15 protein-coding genes are annotated in these 17350 nt (G+C 64.0%); 7 read left to right on the top strand and 8 right to left on the bottom strand.

The window, feature by feature from the left end; genetic code table 11:
- Positions 1–96: 96 nt before the first annotated feature.
- Positions 97–2589, top strand: coding sequence for a glycosyl hydrolase 115 family protein (locus SR858_RS10230; RefSeq protein WP_019920680.1), 2493 nt, complete (start codon positions 97–99; stop codon positions 2587–2589).
- Here the strand turns inward: SR858_RS10230 and SR858_RS10225 are convergent, their stop codons facing one another.
- Together SR858_RS10225 and SR858_RS10220 are read right to left on the bottom strand one after the other, a co-directional pair.
- A complete protein-coding gene (locus SR858_RS10225; RefSeq protein ID WP_040377636.1) occupies positions 2590–3423 on the bottom strand; it encodes an alpha/beta fold hydrolase in 834 nt (277 codons plus the stop codon).
- Between the two features lie 313 nt (positions 3424–3736).
- The gene (locus tag SR858_RS10220; protein WP_019920678.1) at positions 3737–4297 is read right to left on the bottom strand and encodes a thymidine kinase; all 561 of its coding nucleotides are present in this window, start codon (positions 4295–4297) and stop codon (positions 3737–3739) included.
- A 138-nt stretch (positions 4298–4435) separates the two neighbouring features.
- Here SR858_RS10220 and SR858_RS10215 point away from each other — a divergent pair, with 138 nt between their 5' ends.
- From SR858_RS10215 to SR858_RS10205, 3 genes are read left to right on the top strand one after another with little or no spacing between them, the layout of a single operon-like run.
- The gene (locus SR858_RS10215; RefSeq protein WP_019920677.1) at positions 4436–5803 is read left to right on the top strand and encodes a pyridoxal-phosphate dependent enzyme; all 1368 of its coding nucleotides are present in this window, start codon (positions 4436–4438) and stop codon (positions 5801–5803) included.
- Positions 5800–6975, top strand: a complete 1176-nt coding sequence (locus tag SR858_RS10210; RefSeq protein ID WP_019920676.1) for a trans-sulfuration enzyme family protein — start codon at positions 5800–5802, stop codon at positions 6973–6975. Before SR858_RS10215 ends, SR858_RS10210 begins: the two co-directional genes overlap by 4 nt.
- Before the next feature lie 40 nt (positions 6976–7015).
- Positions 7016–7420: an HNH endonuclease gene (locus tag SR858_RS10205; protein WP_019920675.1), complete on the top strand. Its 405-nt coding sequence runs from the start codon at positions 7016–7018 to the stop codon at positions 7418–7420.
- Positions 7421–7439: 19 nt separating this feature from the next.
- On the opposite strand, the gene SR858_RS10200 is transcribed toward SR858_RS10205, so the two are convergent.
- From SR858_RS10200 to SR858_RS10175, 6 genes are all read right to left on the bottom strand, one after another.
- A complete protein-coding gene (locus SR858_RS10200) occupies positions 7440–7730 on the bottom strand; it encodes a hypothetical protein (RefSeq protein WP_019920674.1) in 291 nt (96 codons plus the stop codon).
- A 15-nt stretch (positions 7731–7745) separates the two neighbouring features.
- Complete coding sequence (locus tag SR858_RS10195; RefSeq protein WP_154819786.1) at positions 7746–8105, bottom strand: hypothetical protein; 360 nt, start codon at positions 8103–8105, stop codon at positions 7746–7748.
- 95 nt (positions 8106–8200) lie between these two features.
- The gene (locus tag SR858_RS10190; RefSeq protein WP_019920672.1) at positions 8201–9916 is read right to left on the bottom strand and encodes a methyl-accepting chemotaxis protein; all 1716 of its coding nucleotides are present in this window, start codon (positions 9914–9916) and stop codon (positions 8201–8203) included.
- 325 nt (positions 9917–10241) lie between these two features.
- Positions 10242–12455 (bottom strand): acylase, encoded by a 2214-nt coding sequence (locus SR858_RS10185; protein WP_019920671.1) that lies wholly within the window; start codon positions 12453–12455, stop codon positions 10242–10244.
- A 34-nt stretch (positions 12456–12489) separates the two neighbouring features.
- On the bottom strand, positions 12490–13326 hold the full coding sequence (locus tag SR858_RS10180; protein ID WP_019920670.1) for a hypothetical protein: 837 nt from the start codon (positions 13324–13326) through the stop codon (positions 12490–12492).
- A 248-nt stretch (positions 13327–13574) separates the two neighbouring features.
- A complete protein-coding gene (locus tag SR858_RS10175; RefSeq protein ID WP_019920669.1) occupies positions 13575–14072 on the bottom strand; it encodes an SgcJ/EcaC family oxidoreductase in 498 nt (165 codons plus the stop codon).
- Positions 14073–14230: 158 nt separating this feature from the next.
- Between SR858_RS10175 and SR858_RS10170 the strand changes: the two genes are divergently transcribed.
- From SR858_RS10170 to SR858_RS10160, 3 genes are read left to right on the top strand one after another with little or no spacing between them, the layout of a single operon-like run.
- On the top strand, positions 14231–14995 hold the full coding sequence (locus SR858_RS10170) for a helix-turn-helix transcriptional regulator (RefSeq protein ID WP_019920668.1): 765 nt from the start codon (positions 14231–14233) through the stop codon (positions 14993–14995).
- The gene (locus SR858_RS10165; RefSeq protein ID WP_019920667.1) at positions 14992–16860 is read left to right on the top strand and encodes a sensor histidine kinase; all 1869 of its coding nucleotides are present in this window, start codon (positions 14992–14994) and stop codon (positions 16858–16860) included. Before SR858_RS10170 ends, SR858_RS10165 begins: the two co-directional genes overlap by 4 nt.
- Positions 16857–17327 carry a response regulator gene (locus tag SR858_RS10160; RefSeq protein ID WP_019920666.1) on the top strand — a complete coding sequence of 157 codons (471 nt, stop codon included), beginning with the start codon at positions 16857–16859 and terminating at the stop codon, positions 17325–17327. The genes SR858_RS10165 and SR858_RS10160 overlap by 4 nt, the downstream gene beginning before the upstream one ends.
- The last annotated feature ends 23 nt before the right edge of the window (positions 17328–17350 follow it).

Below are 17350 nucleotides of genomic sequence, written 5' to 3'. Positions count from 1 at the left end.
TTCAATTGAGCACTTTGGTAAAACATTAGTACAGCAATTGGCCTTCTTGTACTATCTGCCATCTCTTTCGTCGTGTCACCCACCTAGCAGGAACAGATGAGCACTCCCACCATTATCGCGCTGCGTATCATTCCCGTTGTGATGGCCTTGCTGGCCGCCCTGCCCGCCGGCGCCCTCACGCTGTACGACGGCAAACAGGTCGCCACCGTGGTCCACGAAGACACCCCCACCGCCGCCCTCGCCGCTCGCCTGCTGGCGCGCGACCTGCAAGCGGTCAGCGGCGTGGCGCCGAAGGTCGGCACCAGCCTGGCCGACTGCGGCCGGGTATGCATCGTGCTCGGCCGGCGGGATGCGCCGCAGGTTGTAAAGATCGCGGCCGACGCCAAATTGCCGCTCGACGACCTGCGCGGCCAGTGGGAGCGCTACCGGCGCGCGGTGGTGCCAAATGGAGCGACGACCTACCTGCTGATTGCCGGATCGGACGCGCGCGGCGCCACCTGGGGCGTGGTGGACCTGACGCGCGAGCTGGGCGTATCGAGCTGGGAATGGTGGGCCGATGTGGCGCCGCGCAAGCAGGCCAGCATCACGGTCGATGACCGCGCCGTGCTGTCGGCACCGCCGTCCGTGAAATATCGCGGTATCTTCCTCAACGACGAGGACTGGGGCCTGCAACCGTGGGCCGCCAAGACCTACGATAAAGCAGCCAAGGACATCGGCCCGGCCACCTACGCGCGCATCTACGAGCTGCTGTGGCGCCTGAAAGCCAACACCATCTGGCCCGCCATGCACGACAGTACCAAACCGTTCTACCAGATCGCCGGCAACCCGGAGATGGCGCGCGATTACGCGATCGTGGTCGGCACCTCGCATGCCGAGCCGATGATGCGCAACAATGTACGCGAGTGGCGCAAAAAGGAAGACGGCGAATTCAACTTCTTCACCAATCGCGACAAGATGCTCGACTACTGGCAGCGCCGCGTCGATGAAGTCAAGGGCTACGAGAATATCTACAGCCTCGGCGTGCGCGGCATCCACGATTCGCCGATGGAAGGTGCCAGCAGCGCCGAGCAGGCGCGCGACGCGGTGGCCGAAGTGGTCGGCCTGCAACGCCAAATGCTGGCCAAATCGACCGGCAACCCGGTCGGCGAGGTACCGCAGGCGCTCACGCTGTATAAGGAAGTACTGGACCTGTACAAGGCCGGGCTCAAGGTGCCGGGCGACGCCACCATCGTCTGGCCCGACGACAACTACGGCTACCTGGCCCAACTGAGCACGCCGCAGGAACGCGCCCGGGCGGGCGGCGCCGGCATCTATTACCACCTGTCCTACTGGGGCCGGCCGCACGACTACCTGTGGCTCGGCACCACCCGGCCGGCGCTGGTGCGCGAACAGCTCGACCGCGCCTGGCAGACGGGCGCCCGCAATATGTGGATCGTCAACGTGGGCGACATCAAGCCAGTCGAATACCTGACCCAGTATTTCCTCGACCTCGCCTTCGACCACACGCAGATCGCGCAAACGCCCGACCAGCACCAGCGCGCCTGGTTCGCAGCGCAGTTCGGCAGCCAGCAGGCCGACGCGCTGGCCGCGCTCAAGCGCGAGTACTACGACCTGGCCTGGGAACGCCGGCCCGAGTTCATGGGTTTTGGCCAGACCGAGCCGACCACGCCCAACGGCGTCAACGCTTACCTGCGCACCGGTGGCGACGAAGCGCGCCGCCGCCTGGCCCGCTACGAAGCACTGACCAAACAGGCCGAGCAGCTGGGCGCCGCCCTGCCGGCCGATCGCCAGGACGCGTACTTCGAACTGGTGCTGTATCCGATCCGCGCCAGCGCCAACCTCAATGCACGCATCCTCAAGCTGGAACTGGCGGCGGCCATGGCGCGCCAAAGCCAGGCCGGCGCCCAGGAGCAGGTGGAACAAGCCAGGGCCGCGCACAACGCGCTGGTGGCCGACACCGCCCGGTATAACGCGCTGGCCGGCGGCAAATGGCAACACATGATGGACCTGGCGCCACGCCGGCTGCCGGTGTTCCACGCACCGGTGTTTCCGACCTATCCTGCGCCGGCCAAGGCGATCGCCCTGCCGGTCAGCAAGGTGCCGGTGATTTCGCTGGCGGCGGCGTCAAGCGGAAAAAATGCAGCGTGGGAAGTGGTGCCGGGACTGGGCAGCAACGGCGACGCCTTGCGCAGCCGGCTCGACATGGCCTCGGTGACGATGGAGGAAGCGGCCAAACTTTCGCCGCTCGACTACCGCTTCGAGCAAAAAAATACGGGCAGCGCGAGGATCAAGCTGGTGGCTGTGCCCGTGCATCCTCTGACATCGTCCAACAGCTTGCGCATCGGCGTGCGCATCGACGGCGGCCCGTGGGAAGTGCTGGACTTCCGCACGTTCGGGCGCAGCGATGAATGGAAGCAGAATGTGCTGAGTAACACGGCGGTGCGCACCCTGGAGCGGCCACAGCTGGCCAAAGGCGCGCACCGCATCGAGGTGGCGGCGCTGGACCCGGGCTTCATCCTGGACCGCATCGACATCAGCGCCGACGGCGCGCCCGACTACTACGGCGCGCCGCCAGCAGCAGGCCGATGATTACGACTTGAAGAACTTCAGCAGGTCGGCATTGATCACGTCGGCGTGCGTGGTGGGCATGCCGTGCGGGAAGCCTGGGTACGAAATCAGCTTGCCATTCTTGACCAGCTTGACCGACTTGGCGCCGCTGTTGGCGAACGGCACGATCTGGTCGTCTTCACCGTGCAACACCAGCACCGGCATGTCCATGGCGCGCAGGTCGTCGGTGTAGTCCACTTGCGCGAACTGGAAGATGCAGTCGTAGGCCGCCTTGACGCCGCCCATCATGCCCTGGCGCCACCAGTTGTTGCGCACCGCTTCCGACACCTTCGCACCCGGCCGGTTGAAGCCGTAGAACGGGATCGTCAGGTCCATGTAGAACTGCGAGCGGTTGAACGCGGTACCCTTGCGGATATCGTCAAACACCGACAGCGGCACGCCGTCCGGATTGGTGGCCGACTTGACCATGATCGGTGGCACCGCGCTGATCAGCACTGCCTTGGTGACCAGGCCCTTGCCATGCTGGCGCGTGTAGCGCGCCACTTCGCCGCCGCCGGTCGAGTGGCCCACGTGGATGGCCTTCTTGACTTTCAGCGCAGCGACCAGCTCGGCGGTATCCGAGCTGTAGGTGTCCATGTCGTTGCCCTTGTCGGTCTGGGTGGAGCGGCCGTGGCCGCGACGGTCGTGGGCAATCACGCGGTAGCCGTTCTGCAGGAAGAACATCATCTGGGCATCCCAGTCGTCGGACGTCAACGGCCAGCCGTGGTGGAACCACACCACCGGCGCGTCTTTCGGGCCCCAGTCCTTATAGAAGATCTGGGCGCCGTCCTTGACGGTGACGAAGCCGCTGTCCATGGTGGCGCTGCGGCCCGCTGGCGTGGCGGCCGACGATGCCGCCGGCAAAGTGGCCGCGACTGCAGCGGCAGCAACGCCGAGGCTGCCAACGATGGCGGTACGGCGGGAGGTAACGGTGTCGCTTGGGGTGTGATCGGATTTCACGTGGTGCTCCTGGCAGGTTGTCGTTCGGGTGGTTGGTACTGCTCGCGCTGTGCGGGAGCTGATACCACCATTGGACACCATCGCCTGGCACCTTGTATTCTGTCTTTGGATAGGGCCACCACACCCATTAAGTCCAGGCGCAATAGCGGATCTTGCCTGGCAGGTGTCATCAGGCCACGGTATAGAAGCAACGCGCACACACCTGGCGGTACGCACTATTGCCGCCGATCAGAACCTGGTCGCCTTCGCGCACCCGTACGCCATGCTCGTCGGTGCGGATATTCATGGTCGCCTTCTTGCCGCACTTGCAGATGGTCTTGATTTCTTCGAGGCTGTCGGCCAGCGCCAGCAAGGCAGCCGAGCCGGGGAACGGATTGCCCTGGAAATCGGAGCGCAGGCCGAAGCACATCACCGGCGTGTTGGTGGTGTGGACCCACCAGTGCAATTGATGCACCTGCGCGACCGTGAGGAATTGCGCCTCGTCGATCAGCACACACGCGACTTTCACGTCCTGCAGCAGCGCGGCAAAGTCGGTGTCGGCACTGTAGGTGGTGGCCTCGCTCTTGAGGCCGATGCGCGAGGCGATCACGCCAAAGCCGTCGCGGCCATCGAGCGCGGAGGTCAGCAGCAGCACCTCCATGCCGTTTTCCTTGTAATTGTGCGCGACCTGCAGCAGGTAGGTACTTTTGCCCGCGTTCATCGCCGAATACCTGAAGTGAAGACTAGCCATAACGTTCCAAAATAATGTGAATCTGCAGCGCGGAGGCGCGCAAAAAAGAATGAGCGCGATTATAGACGCCATCAACCGTGCCATACAAAAAAAGGGCATACTTGCCGTGCTCTGACCATGAGACCCAAGGAGACCCGGATGTCCGCACCCGCACTGTTTTCCCTGATCGGCAACACGCCACTGGCCGAGATTACCCGTCTCGACACCGGCCCCTGCCAATTGTTCCTCAAGCTCGAATCGCAAAACCCCGGCGGCTCCATCAAGGACCGCATCGGCATGGCCATGATCGAAGCGGCCGAGGCCGATGGCCGCCTGCAGCCGGGCGGCACCATCATTGAAGCCACCGCTGGCAATACCGGCCTCGGCCTGGCGCTGGTCGGACGCCTGAAAGGCTACCGCGTGCTGCTGGTCGTGCCCGACAAAATGTCCGCCGAAAAAGTATTGCACCTGAAAGCCCTGGGCGCCGAAGTGCGCACCACGCGCTCGGACGTGGGCAAGGGCCATCCCGAGTACTACCAGGATTTTGCCGCACGGCTGGCAACCGAATTGCCGGGCGCGTGGTTTGCCGACCAGTTCAACAACCCCGCCAATCCGCTGGCCCACGAAACCACCACCGGCCCAGAAATCTGGGAGCAGATGGGCCACGACATCGACGCCATCGTGGTGGGCGTGGGTTCCTCGGGCACGCTCACCGGCCTCACCCGCTACTTCCGCCGCGTGGCGCCACAGGTGGACTTTATCCTGGCCGATCCGGCCGGCTCCATCCTGGCCGAGTACATCGCCACCGGCCACGCCAGCGAGACTTCCGGTTCGTGGGCGGTGGAAGGCATCGGCGAGGATTTCATTCCGGCCATTGCCGACTTCGGAGGTGTCAGGCAAGCCTACACCATCACCGACCAGCAAAGTTTCGACACCGCGCGCACGCTGTTGCGCGAGGAAGGCATTGCCGGCGGCTCGTCCACCGGCACTCTGCTCGCGGCCGCCTTGCAATACTGCCGCGCGCAAACGGTGCCGAAGCGCGTGGTCAGCTTCGTGTGCGACACCGGCACCCGCTACCTGTCCAAGGTCTATAACGACGGCTGGATGCAGGACCAGGGCCTGATCGAACACGCACCCGAGCGCGATTTGCGCGACCTGATCGGGCGCCGCTACGATGCCGGACAGGTCGTCAGCGTGGCCCCCGACGACTCGCTGCTGATCGCCTTCAACCGCATGCGCGCCGCCGACCTGGCGCAGTTGCCGGTGATCGCCGGCGGCAAGCTGGCCGGCATCATCGACGAATCGGACCTGCTGCTGGCGGTCGATACCCACCCCGAACGCTTTGCCCGCACCGTGGGCGACACCATGACGCGCCGGCTCGACATGCTGCATCCACAGGCCGACCTGCACGCACTACGCACCGTGCTCGACAGCGGCCTCACCGCCGTGGTGGCCGATGGCGATATTTTTTACGGCCTGATCACGCGCTTCGACCTGCTCAACCACCTGCGAAGGAAGCTCTCTTGAACGACCATCTCAAGCAGGCGCTGGCCACCCGCGTGATCCATGCCGGCCAGGCGCCCGACCCTTCCACCGGCGCCATCATGCCGCCGATTTACGCCACGTCCACGTACGTCCAGGGAAGCCCGGGCGTGCACAAGGGCCTCGACTACGGCCGCTCGCACAACCCCACGCGCTGGGCGCTCGAACGCTGCGTGGCCGACCTCGAAGGCGGCGCCCAGGCGTACGCGTTCGCCTCGGGCCTGGCAGCGATTTCCACCGTGCTCGAACTGCTCGACGCCGGGTCTCACATCGTTGCCGGCGACGATATGTACGGCGGCACGTACCGACTGTTCGAACGGGTGCGCCGGCGCAGCAGCGGCCACGATTTTACCTACGTGGACCTCACCGACCCGGCCAACCTGCTGGCCGCGCTGCGCCCGGAAACCAGAATGGTGTGGGTCGAAACCCCGACCAATCCGATGCTCAAGCTGGCCGACCTCAGGGCGATTGCGGCCATTTGCCGCGAGCGCGGCATCATTGCCGTGGCCGACAACACTTTCGCCAGCCCGCTGGTGCAGCGCGCGCTCGAGCATGGCTTCGACATCGTGGTCCACTCCGCCACCAAGTACCTGAACGGCCACTCGGACGTGATCGGCGGCATCGCCATCGTCGGCGGCGCGCCGCACCAGCAAGGCTGGCGCGAGCAACTGGGTTTCTTGCAAAACTCGGTCGGGGCGATCGCCGGACCGTTCGACAGCTTTTTGATACTGCGCGGGGTCAAAACGCTGGCGATCCGCATGGAGCGCCATTGCCGCAGCGCGCTGGAACTGGCCACCTGGCTCGAACAGCAGCCCGAAGTGCGGCGCGTATTCTATCCGGGCCTGGCTTCGCACCCGCAGCACGCGCTGGCGCAGCGGCAAATGGACGGTTACGGCGGCATCATCTCGATCGACCTGAACACCGGCCTGGCCGGTGCGCGGCGTTTTCTCGAGCATTGCCAGGTGTTTGCGCTGGCCGAAAGCCTGGGCGGCGTGGAGAGCCTGATCGAGCACCCTGCCCTGATGACCCACGCCAGCATCCCGCCCGAGCAACGCGCGCAGCTCGGCATCGGCGACGGCTTGATACGGTTGTCGGTTGGAATCGAAGATATAGGGGATTTAAAGGCCGATATTCGGCGCTCGCTCGATGCGATATAGCTGCTAGTATCGCCCCATCACCACAACCACACCCACCAAGATGGAAATCGTCTTCATTATCGCCGGCGTCCTGGCCCTCGGGGTGCTGTACTCGATCACCGTAGCCAGCGCCAAGCCCATCCCCGGCAGCGGCATGTACAAGATCTCGCGCGACGGCCGGGTACTGATGTGCGCCGGGCCCAAGGTGAGCGCGGTACGCCCCACCCTGTACCCGGACGGCTTGCGCGTCAAGCTGCGCGGCGGCAACAGGACCGGCGAGTTCTACGTGCACGAACTGGTGGCGGAAGTGTACCTGCCCAACCCCAAGCGTTACACCAGCGTGCGCCACAAGGACGGCAACGTACGCAACAACAATATCGACAACCTGGAGCTGGTGGCCGGCGTGCCGGAGGCGGAGCCGCCGCTATTGACGAGAGAAGAGTCGGAGAATCTGATCCAGACCTGATACGAGCAGCAAAGATAACTTAGCGCTGCAGCAGATCTCTCTGCTCGCATTGTTCGCCATAGCGCAATGCGACCTTCATCGCGACGTTTTGTATGCGGCCGCCCAATACGGCTTTCTGATGCCAAACAGGATGCCGGTCAACCACTTTCTTGGCCTGTCCCAGCGACAGCCCGAAGGCAGCGCGCGTTACCCTGATAGCCAAAATGACAGACGCACGCGATTGGCACAGGTAGTGCTGCGCCTCTTCCGGCGTGGCAAACGCCATGCGTTTGATATCCGCAAGCAAATATTCATAGGTGGGAGTATTCATATGGCCTCCTTATCATCACAACCTAACACAAATTTTGTGGCCAGGGCGTGCGGACGAACTATTGGATACGCGTTCCCCCATAATTTGCACATGGGCGTAGCCGTATTGTCGCGCCAAATACCGCAAGTCGCGCATCGCTTCTAGAAATGCGACGGTCGAGGAGCCTACCGGGTAAATCATGTCGTCCAGCGGGTAGATCGCAACGTCGAACAGTGCCAGCGTGCCGGACTGTGGATCAAGCACAAGTTCGGCAGCAAGTTGTACGACGCCGTATGGCAGTTCAAGATCGACTTCAAACCAATTGTCTCGATCTTGCTGCCAGCGCAAGAGCGCGCTTACAAGACCGTCCGCAATGGCATCACGGTATCTGGGCACGTGACCTCCTGAAAGAACTCTCAGGAGTCACGGTAGTAGCGGTGGCCAGTTCGATATGTAGTCAGCGCAAACGAATCGCTGATAAATGGCGTTGTTTAAAACTCTTCCCACTCGTTCGTTTCTGCCTTGGCTGGCGCCGGCTTGCGGACCGGTGCCGATGCTGATGCTGATGTGGCAGGCTTGGCTGCTGCCGCCAAGCGCGCCGGTGCTGCCGCCGGCTTGCGCGTTGGCGCCCGCTTGACGGCTTGCCGTGCCGGGGCTGACTGGGCCATGCCGTCAAGCTTGAACACGCTCACCACCTGCGACAGTCCGGCTGCCTGGTCCTGCATCGCTTCGGCGGCGGCCGAGGCTTCTTCCACCAGCGCGGCATTTTGCTGGGTGACCTGGTCCATCTCGGTGATGGCCTGGTTGACCTGCTCGATGCCGGCGCTCTGCTCGGCACTGGCGCTGGTGATCTCGGCCATGATGCTGGTCACCTGGCCGATGCCCTGGACGATTTCGTTCATGGTGTGACCGGCCTGGTCCACCAGCGCCGAGCCGGCTTCCACCTTGTGCACCGAGTCGTCGATCAAGACCTTGATTTCCTTGGCCGCTGCCGCCGAGCGCTGGGCCAGGTTGCGCACTTCCGACGCCACGACCGCGAAACCACGCCCTTGCTCGCCCGCGCGGGCTGCTTCCACGGCCGCGTTCAGGGCCAGGATATTGGTCTGGAAGGCGATGCCGTCGATGACCGAGATGATATCGACGATCTTGCGCGACGATTCGTTGATCGAGCCCATGGTATCGACCACGTCGGCCACCACCGCGCCGCCCCGGTTGGCAACGCCGGCAGCGTCCTGCGCCAGGCGGTTGGCTTCGCGCGCGTTGTCGGCGTTCTGGCGCACCGTGGCCGTCAGCTCTTCCATCGACGAGGCAGTTTCTTCCAACGAACTGGCTTGCTGCTCGGTGCGGCTCGACAGGTCCTGGTTGCCGGCCGCGATTTCGGCCGAGGCGGTAGCCATGGTGTCGGTGCCGCTGCGCACCTGGGCCACGATGGTGACCAGGTTGTCGTTCATCGTCTTCAACGCCTGCATCAGGCGGCCGGTCTCGTCGCGGCTATCGACCACGATCACGCTGGTAAGGTCGCCGGCAGAAACGGTCTCGGCCACTTGCAGTGCGCGGTTGATCGGACCGGTGATCGAGCGCGTGATGTAAAGCGCAAAGCCCACGCCCAGCGCCAGCGCAAGCAGGCCCAGCACGATGATGACGTTGCGGGTGGAAACCGAGAGGTCCAGCACATTGCTGGCAATGCCGTCAGCAGCAGCCACTTGCAGCGTTTGCAGCTTGTTCACTTCGGCCAGGTAAGCGGCAGCCTTGGGAACCAGGCCGGTATCGTAGGCAATCTTGCCCTGCGCCAGGTCGCCGGCGGTCTTGAGTTGAAAGACCAGCTTGCGCGCATCGATATACGCGGTACGTGCGAGCAGCACCTGGTCGAACTGGGCCCGTACGCCGGGGTTGCGGATGCTCTTGTTGATCTCTTCCTGTACCTCGCCCGCGCGGGCGGACGCGGCGGCAATGCCGGCCTCGTAGGTTTTTTGATCTTCCGCGTCACTGGCCTGCCAGGCGGCGGACGAACGGACCGCATTGATTTCGATGACCTTGGCCCATTCCGCCACCAGGCGCTGGTTCTTGTAACTGGTGTTGATGAGCCGGTCCGTGAGCGCCGTGCCTTCCTGCATGCGCAGGACCGCGATCGCGGTAGTGACCGCCAAGAGCAGCAATACGATGCCGAAACCGATGCCCAGGCGGACGCCGATATTAAGATTTTTCATGGAGTGTGCCTTGCCAAAGTGAGTGAAAGCCAGTGGAATTGCCCTTGAGCATTCCTATCGATATCACTATATCAGCGGAAATTAATATTTCTTATATAGAATATTAATGCTGATAAACAGGCAAAATTCGGCTGTAACACAATCCAAGGCGGCGTCAGGCAAGCTCGAACAGTTATCTAAAAACCACGCACCCAAGCAGGATAAGGCTTTACCGGGTGTCCGCAGTGATGAATCTATATTTCCACGAAGACATATTGATTACGATATCAATATTGGAATTCATCGCAAAAAAATAATTAACAACGTTGCATATGACCAACAATTATTACTGGCCAGGGTGATACCGGCGCTCGGCGTTGCGCTCCACGTCTTCGCGGTAAAACAGCACTTCCTTGAACTGTCCCCTGGCAAACATCTCGGCCTGGTCGGCAAAATACGGCGACGCGGGATCGCCGCTCTGGCCGCCCACCAGGATGCTGCGCGCCTTCAGGCGCGGGCCGAACTCCACCACGGCGACAAAGCTGTTGCCGCGTTCGCCGTAGATGCGCTTGGTGGTTTGCTTGGAGGTCATGCCATAGGCCGCCAGCGCGCCCCAGTTGGCCGATGCATACGGAATCGGCAGGCTGGACTTGCTGTCGTCGAACGGCTGCGCCAGGTCGCCGGTCAGGCGCTGGAAGCGGTTGATCTCGCCCCACGCGGTTTGCCAGGTGCCGAAGTCGGCCGTCAGCTTGTCCGATGCCCGCACCAGCCCTTCCAGGCGCTGGCGCGGCGTCAGCGCGGCCTGGATATAATCGAGCACCAGCACGTCCCTGGCCTTGGCGGCCGGACCGAAAGCGGTTGTCAGATCCTGCGCCCAATAAATCGCCAGCGAGGTCGGCACCGACGCCAGCGTGTAGCGCATGTCCCAGCCGCGCAGCGCGGCGATTTGCGGCGCCAATGACGCGATCAGCGGGTCGCCGGCCGGCAATGCATCGTAAGCCGCAAACAGCTGCGGCAGCAGCGGCTCGAACGCCGGCAACTGGTTGTCGTAGGCGGCCGCGATCAGGCTGTCGATGGTGAAGTCCTTGCGGTTTTCCATCACCCGCACGGCGTGGATGCCGCGTGGATTTTCCGGATTCATCGACATGTACGCCGGATAGTCGCTGGCCTTGGGGCTGTAGGGGCCGGCCGCCGTGTAGGGCCAGTTGTTGGTGTTATAGATCCAGCCGTTTTTCGGGTTGAACAGCGTGATGGTTTCCTTCACCGCGTGCAAACCCTGCCATTCGGTGGCCGGATCGCTGCCATCGACCGGGCGCCTGAAGTCGATTTTTGGATTGCGGCGCGGGATGAAATTGCCGTGGAAATAGGCGATATTGCCGTCAGCATCCGCATACACGGTGTTGTTCGAGGAATTGGTACGCAAATCCATCGATCGATAGAATTCCTTGTAGTTGCGCGCCTTGGTGCGCAGGAACGATTGCGTCAGCGCCTTCAGCGGCTCGTTCATCAGCTTGACCGCAACCCACTTGCCGTCTTTGGCGCGCACGATGGGACCGTGGTGGCTGTAGTACACCTTGACCGTCTTGCTGGCCATGCCGCTGGCGGTCTTGTAAGGCAGGGCGATGTCAACCGCCTTCAACGGCCGCTGCTCGTCGCCATACTGGTAGAAATACTGGCCATCGCGGTCGATGATGGTTTCCAGGTATTCGTCGATGACATCGCCGCCGCCCGACGTGTGCATCCAGCCCACCCGGTCGTTAAAACCCTGGTACACGAAGAATTGGCCCCAGGTCACGGCGCCGTAGGCATTGAGCCCCTGGCGGCTGTGCACCTGCACTTCGGGGCGGAAGTAGAACGACGTGTGCGGGTTGATCATCAATAGCGCGTGGCCGTTTTTGGTGATCGCCGGCGCGATGGCAAAGCCGTTGGAGCCGCCCGGTTCGTGATCGAGGTCGCTCCCCTGCTCCGCCAGCAAAATCGGCGCCATCAACGGGTGGGCGCCATGCGCGTACAAGGCTTCGAGTTGCTTGATATCGATGGTTTCGATGTCGCCGCCGATGCTGCCCTCGCTGAAGGCCAGCGCCATCCACGGCTCGAAACGGGTGATCAGGTCGGGTTTGACCTCGGGATGCGTGGCCAGGTAGTAATTCAGGCCGTCGGCAAAGGCCACCATCAGTTTTTTGAGCCAGGCGGGACTCTGCCGGTACTGGGCCTTGAGAAAGTCCGGGTTGATGAACAGCTTCATCCGCAGGTCGCGGTACAGCTCGGCCTCGCCTTCGACTTCGGCCAGGCGGCCCAGGGCGTTGATGTAATTGCGTTCGACGCGGCGGAAATCGTCCTCGGCCTGGGCGTACAGCAGGCCGAACACGGCGTCGGCATCGTTGTTGCCGTACACGTGCGGAATGCCCCACTTGTCGCGCACGATGGTCACGCGCTTGGCCTGGGCCTGCATGCGGGCCAGCTCGGCGCCGGCCAGGGGAAACGGCGCCGCCGTGGCCGCCAGCGCTGCATTGAGGGGAACAAAACAAAGCAAGGCCAGCGTGGCGCGCCATCGGTGCATCGACAAACTCCGGATTAACAGTTCAACCTAGGGATCAGCTCGATGCGAGTTCGGAAATGCGCCGCTGCAACGCGGTAATTTCCTCGAGCAATGCCGCGTTCTTTTCGCGCAGCGCCGCGTTTTCACGGCGCAGCTCGTCCGCTTCGGTGGGATTGCGATTGTAATCGCGCTCGCCGTCCTCACGCGCACCCTTGGCCTCCTTGGGCGGCTTGCCGGCCGTGCGCAGTTCGCGCACTTCCTTGGCGGCTTTTTGCAATTCCTTCTTGCCGCCGGCAACAGCGGCAATCTGCGCATCTTCCGGCAGCGACGCCACGGTGGCCGCGGCGTTGATGGAGATCGTGCCCGAACGCACGGCTTCCACCAATTCCGGCGTGGCGGTCTTCTGGATTTTTTCGATCTGGCTGATGGTGGCGCTCGACAGGCGCGCGGCGCGGGCAATGTCTTCGCGCGAGGTCAGCGGCATGGCGGCTGGCTTGGGCTTGGCTTCGCCGTCCGGTGGCGCGATGGCCGCGTCTTCGGCGGCGGCCTCAGCGGCCAGTTCGAGCGCGCGGGCGCGGACGATTTCCTTCTTGCGCAGGGCGAGCACGCCGCGCTGATAGTCGGAAATGCTGCGGCGCCCCAGGTTATTGTCGATCATCCACAGTTTGACGTCGTCGAGGTCGCGAAAGCTGGTGTTTTCCACGGCCTTGAACGGAATGCCGTGTTCCTGGCAGATTTGATAACGGTTATGGCCATCCACCAGGGTGTCCTGCCACAGGACCAGCGCGTCGCGGCAGCCCTCGGCCAGAACGCTGCGCTCGAGCGCCATGTACTCGGCCTCGGTCAGCGGCTCGATGTAGGCCCGCAACACGTCGTTAATTTTAATTTGCATGGTTTTCCTTGAAGTACCGGCGGCGGCTGGCAAAATGCGCCCGCCCACTGCGCCACCCGACATGCTACACCATCCGGACGGTGCGGCAAAAAGTGGCTTCAAGGTTGAAAATGTATAAATGGTGCAGTGCAGCTAAGATTGGCTTAAGAATCGCTCATTATCATCGTCAGCAGTCAAACATGCTTTCTCCAGCTATTGACCAAAAGCCCCGGGTAGTTGCTGCTACCGCGGGGCTTTTTCCATTTTTCTTACTTGGCAGCGATCACTTCCGGCATTGCCGACGAGTGGTGGTTCAGGATTTTCCATTCGCCGCCGACCTTCTTGTACACATAGGTGTAACGCGCCTGCACATCACGCGGCTTGCCATCGACCGTCACCCGGAACGTGTACACACCGGTATCCAGTGCCGAATCGTTGCCCAGCATGCGGATCTGGCGCATGTTGATGGTGCCGACCGGCTTCATCTTGAGGAACTTGACGAAATAGTCTTCGATCGCGGCCGGGGTGGTGCGCACCTCGTTCGACACGGTGGGCTCGAGCACCGCGTCGCTGGCGTACAGGCTGGCGACCTTGGCCGGGTTGCCGGTGGCCAGGGTCGCATTCCATTTGTCGAACAGGGCCGCGATTTCCGCTTCCTGGGCGTTGACCGGGGCGGTGACTACGCCGGCGTAGAACTTCGGCGCGATGTCGGCGACAGCGAAGGTGGTCGAGGCGGCGAGGGCGAGGGCGATCAGGACTTTTTTCATTATGTGCTCCATGTAGTTGAGGATCATCGGCAGTCGGTGTCTGCCAATGAATCGAGTATCGCGGACCCGGGTCGTTGAAAAATCTGCCGGCCGGGGGTTGCGGCATATGCCGGGTGGCATATAATTCGCGACTCCACACATGAAACTGGTTGCATGCGATGAGCTCTTCTTCTCCTGCCGATAGCGCCCACGCCATCCGTAGCCGTTACCGCCACAGCGAAAGCAGCGCCGCGCGCTGGCGCCTGCTCACCGACGCGGCCGGCGCACTGGCCCAGGATGGCGTGCGCCCCGCCGCGCTTGCCACCGTGCTGGCCAAGACCCTGGCCTTCCTCTCGCTCGACGATGGCTTGCTGCTGGTGCTCAAGGACGACGCCTTGCACGTGGCGGCCAGCCACGGCAACGTGCCGCCGGTCGGCGCGCGCGTGGCGCATGCCATGGCGCTGCACACCGTCTTGCAGCCGGGGCCGGTGGCGCCGCTGGTGCGGCAGGACGTACCGAGCGGACTGCGCATCGGTCGCGAGCAGCGCACCGGCCTCGAAGTGCTGGTGCCGCTGTGCCTGGACGGCAAGCATCGCGGCATCCTGGCCCTGCTGTGCGCCACGGCCGCGCCGCCGCCCCACCCCGACGATTTGCTCACGCTGCAAGCGCTGTCCACCCTGCTGGGTGCGGCGCTGGCGAACAGCCAGGCGGCGCCGCGCGTGGGCGCCACCGAGGCCGCCGCCATCCTCAAGTCGCTGACCCCGCGCGAATTGCAAATCCTCGCCCTGCTGCCGCAAGGCTGGACCAACGCCGCCATGGGCGAGCACCTGGGCATCGCCGCCGGCACCGTCAAGGTGCACGTGGAACGCATCCTGCACAAGCTGGACCTGAACGACCGCACCCAGGCCGCCGTGCGCGCGGCCGACCTGGGGCTCGGATCATGAGCGCGCTCGCAAGGCTGAACCCGCGTCACTGGTCGCTCGGCTTCAAGGGCGGCGCAATCATTGTCGCCTCGCTGGCCCTGCTGGTGGGCTCGGCCGCCACCAGCTACACGCTCGAGCGCAATACCGCTGCCGCCACCGCCGACATGCTGCGCACCATGCAGGCCCAGGCCGATATCCAGCGCCTGCACACGCAGATCGCCGAGGCCGCCACCGGCGTGCGCGGCTACCTGCTCACCGGTCGCGACGATTTCCTGATGCCATACCACATCGCTGCCGAACAACTGCCGGCCACCCTGGCCAGCTTGCAGGCGCGCGCCGTCGATCCCGAACAGCTGGCCAGCCTGGCGCGCATCACACCGCTGCTGCGCAAGAAGCTCGCCAGCCTGAACCTGATGCGCGGGCAGCGCAACGCCAGCACGGCGGAGTTGCAGGAACATCTGCTCAGCAGCAAGCAGATTCTCGACCAGTTGCGTACCGAAATCGGCGTGATGAATTTGCGCGAGGCCGCGCTGGTCGAGCAGCGCACATTGGCCTTGCAACAGGCGTCGAACCGCAACCTGTGGATGGCGATGATCGTGATTGGCGCCGGCATGGCTGGCGCGATGGCAACGCTGACCTTCACCCTGGGGCTGGTGCGGCGCGTGCGCCTGGCCGCCGAAAACGCCGAGCGCCTGTCGAACGACCTGCCGCTCAAGCCCACACCGGCCACCACCGACGAGCTGGGCCAGCTGGCCGACCGCCTGCACCAGGCCAGCGTGCTGCTGGCCGGCCGCGCCTCGGCGGCGCAAGCAGCCAGCCGCGCCAAGACCGAGTTTTTGGCGCGCACCAGCCACGAGCTGCGCACTCCGCTCAATGCCATCCTCGGCTACGCGCAACTGCTGGAAGCGGGCCTGCGCGAACCGCGCGAACGCGAACATGCGGAACACATCCGCCAGGCCGGCCAGCACCTGCTTGCCTTGATCAACGAGGTGATCGACATCGGCCGCATCGAGGCCGGCAAGCTCACCCTGGCATGCGTGCCGGTGGCGCTGGCGCCGCTGCTCGACGAGGCGATGATGCTGATGGCGCCGCTGGCGCGCCAGCGCGGCGTGCAGCTGCGCCACGATCACGCCGGCCTCGCGGTGGCCGTGCTGGCCGACCGCCAGCGGCTGCTGCAGGCGCTGCTCAACCTGCTGTCGAACGCCATCAAGTACGGCCCGCTTGACGGCATCGTGGCGCTGCACCTGGCGCCCGGCGCCGAACTGGCCGCCATCCACATCGACGACAACGGCCCCGGCATCACGCCGTCGCTGCGCACGCGCCTGTTTGCACCGTTCGACCGCCTCGGCGCCGAACGTGGCAAGACCGAGGGCGCCGGCCTCGGTCTTGCAGTCTCGAAAGCGCTGATGCAGGCCATGGGTGGCGACGTCATCCTGCACGACAAGCCCGGGCCCGGCAGCCGCTTCACGCTGACCTTGCCGCTGGCGACCAACGCCGGGGCCACCGACGAGGCCGCCCAACAGGAACCGGCCGACCAGCCAGCGCCCGCTGCGGCCGTGCCGGCCACCAGCGCCAGCACCCGCCACCTGCTGTGCGTGGAAGCGGACCCCGCCACGCGCATCCTGGTGGCCACGCTGGCCCAGCGCCGGCCGCACTGGCGCGTGACCGCCGTGGCCGACGCCGCCGCAGGCCTGGCCGTGGCGCAGGCCGAACCGCCCGACCTGGTACTGCTGGCAGCCAACCTGGCCGGCGCACAGTGGCTGGCCCTGCCCGGCACCGTGGTCCTCCTGGGCAGCGAGGCGAATAACGACGTTCCGCACCTGGCCAAACCACTCGATATCCCGGCGTTCTTCGCCCTGCTCGATTCTCACGGAAAATCTACATGATGGAAAATCAAGTACTCGCTTCGCGCATCCTGATCATCGACGACCAGCCCGCCAATTTGCGGCTGCTGGAAGACATGTTCATTGCCGAGGGCCTGACCCACGTGGTCGGCACCACCGACGCCCGCACCGCGCTCGACCTGTACACCGCCTTCGATCCCGACCTGATCGTGCTCGACCTGATGATGCCCGACCTCGATGGCTATGCGGTGCTCGAACGCCTCAAGCGCCGCGGCGATCCCTACGACTTCCGCCCGGTGCTGGTGATCACTGCCGACGCTACTGCCGAAGCCAAGCGCCGCGCACTGTCGCTGGGCGCCAAGGACTTTCTTACCAAGCCGTTCGATACGCTGGAGGCAATGTTGCGCGTGTGGAATTTGCTGGAAACCCGGGTCCTGTACAAGCGTCTGCAAGCGCTGGCGCCACAGCAGGAACTGGCGCCGCAAAGCTACCGGGGCCGCCTGCCCTGAGCGCGTCCCGCGCCGCGCCACAT

The organism is Duganella zoogloeoides, from assembly GCF_034479515.1.
In the GTDB taxonomy this organism is placed as follows: domain Bacteria; phylum Pseudomonadota; class Gammaproteobacteria; order Burkholderiales; family Burkholderiaceae_D; genus Rugamonas; species Rugamonas zoogloeoides.
The sequence above is the reverse complement of the archived record's forward strand: the minus strand, read 5'-3'. Positions and strand labels throughout refer to the sequence as shown.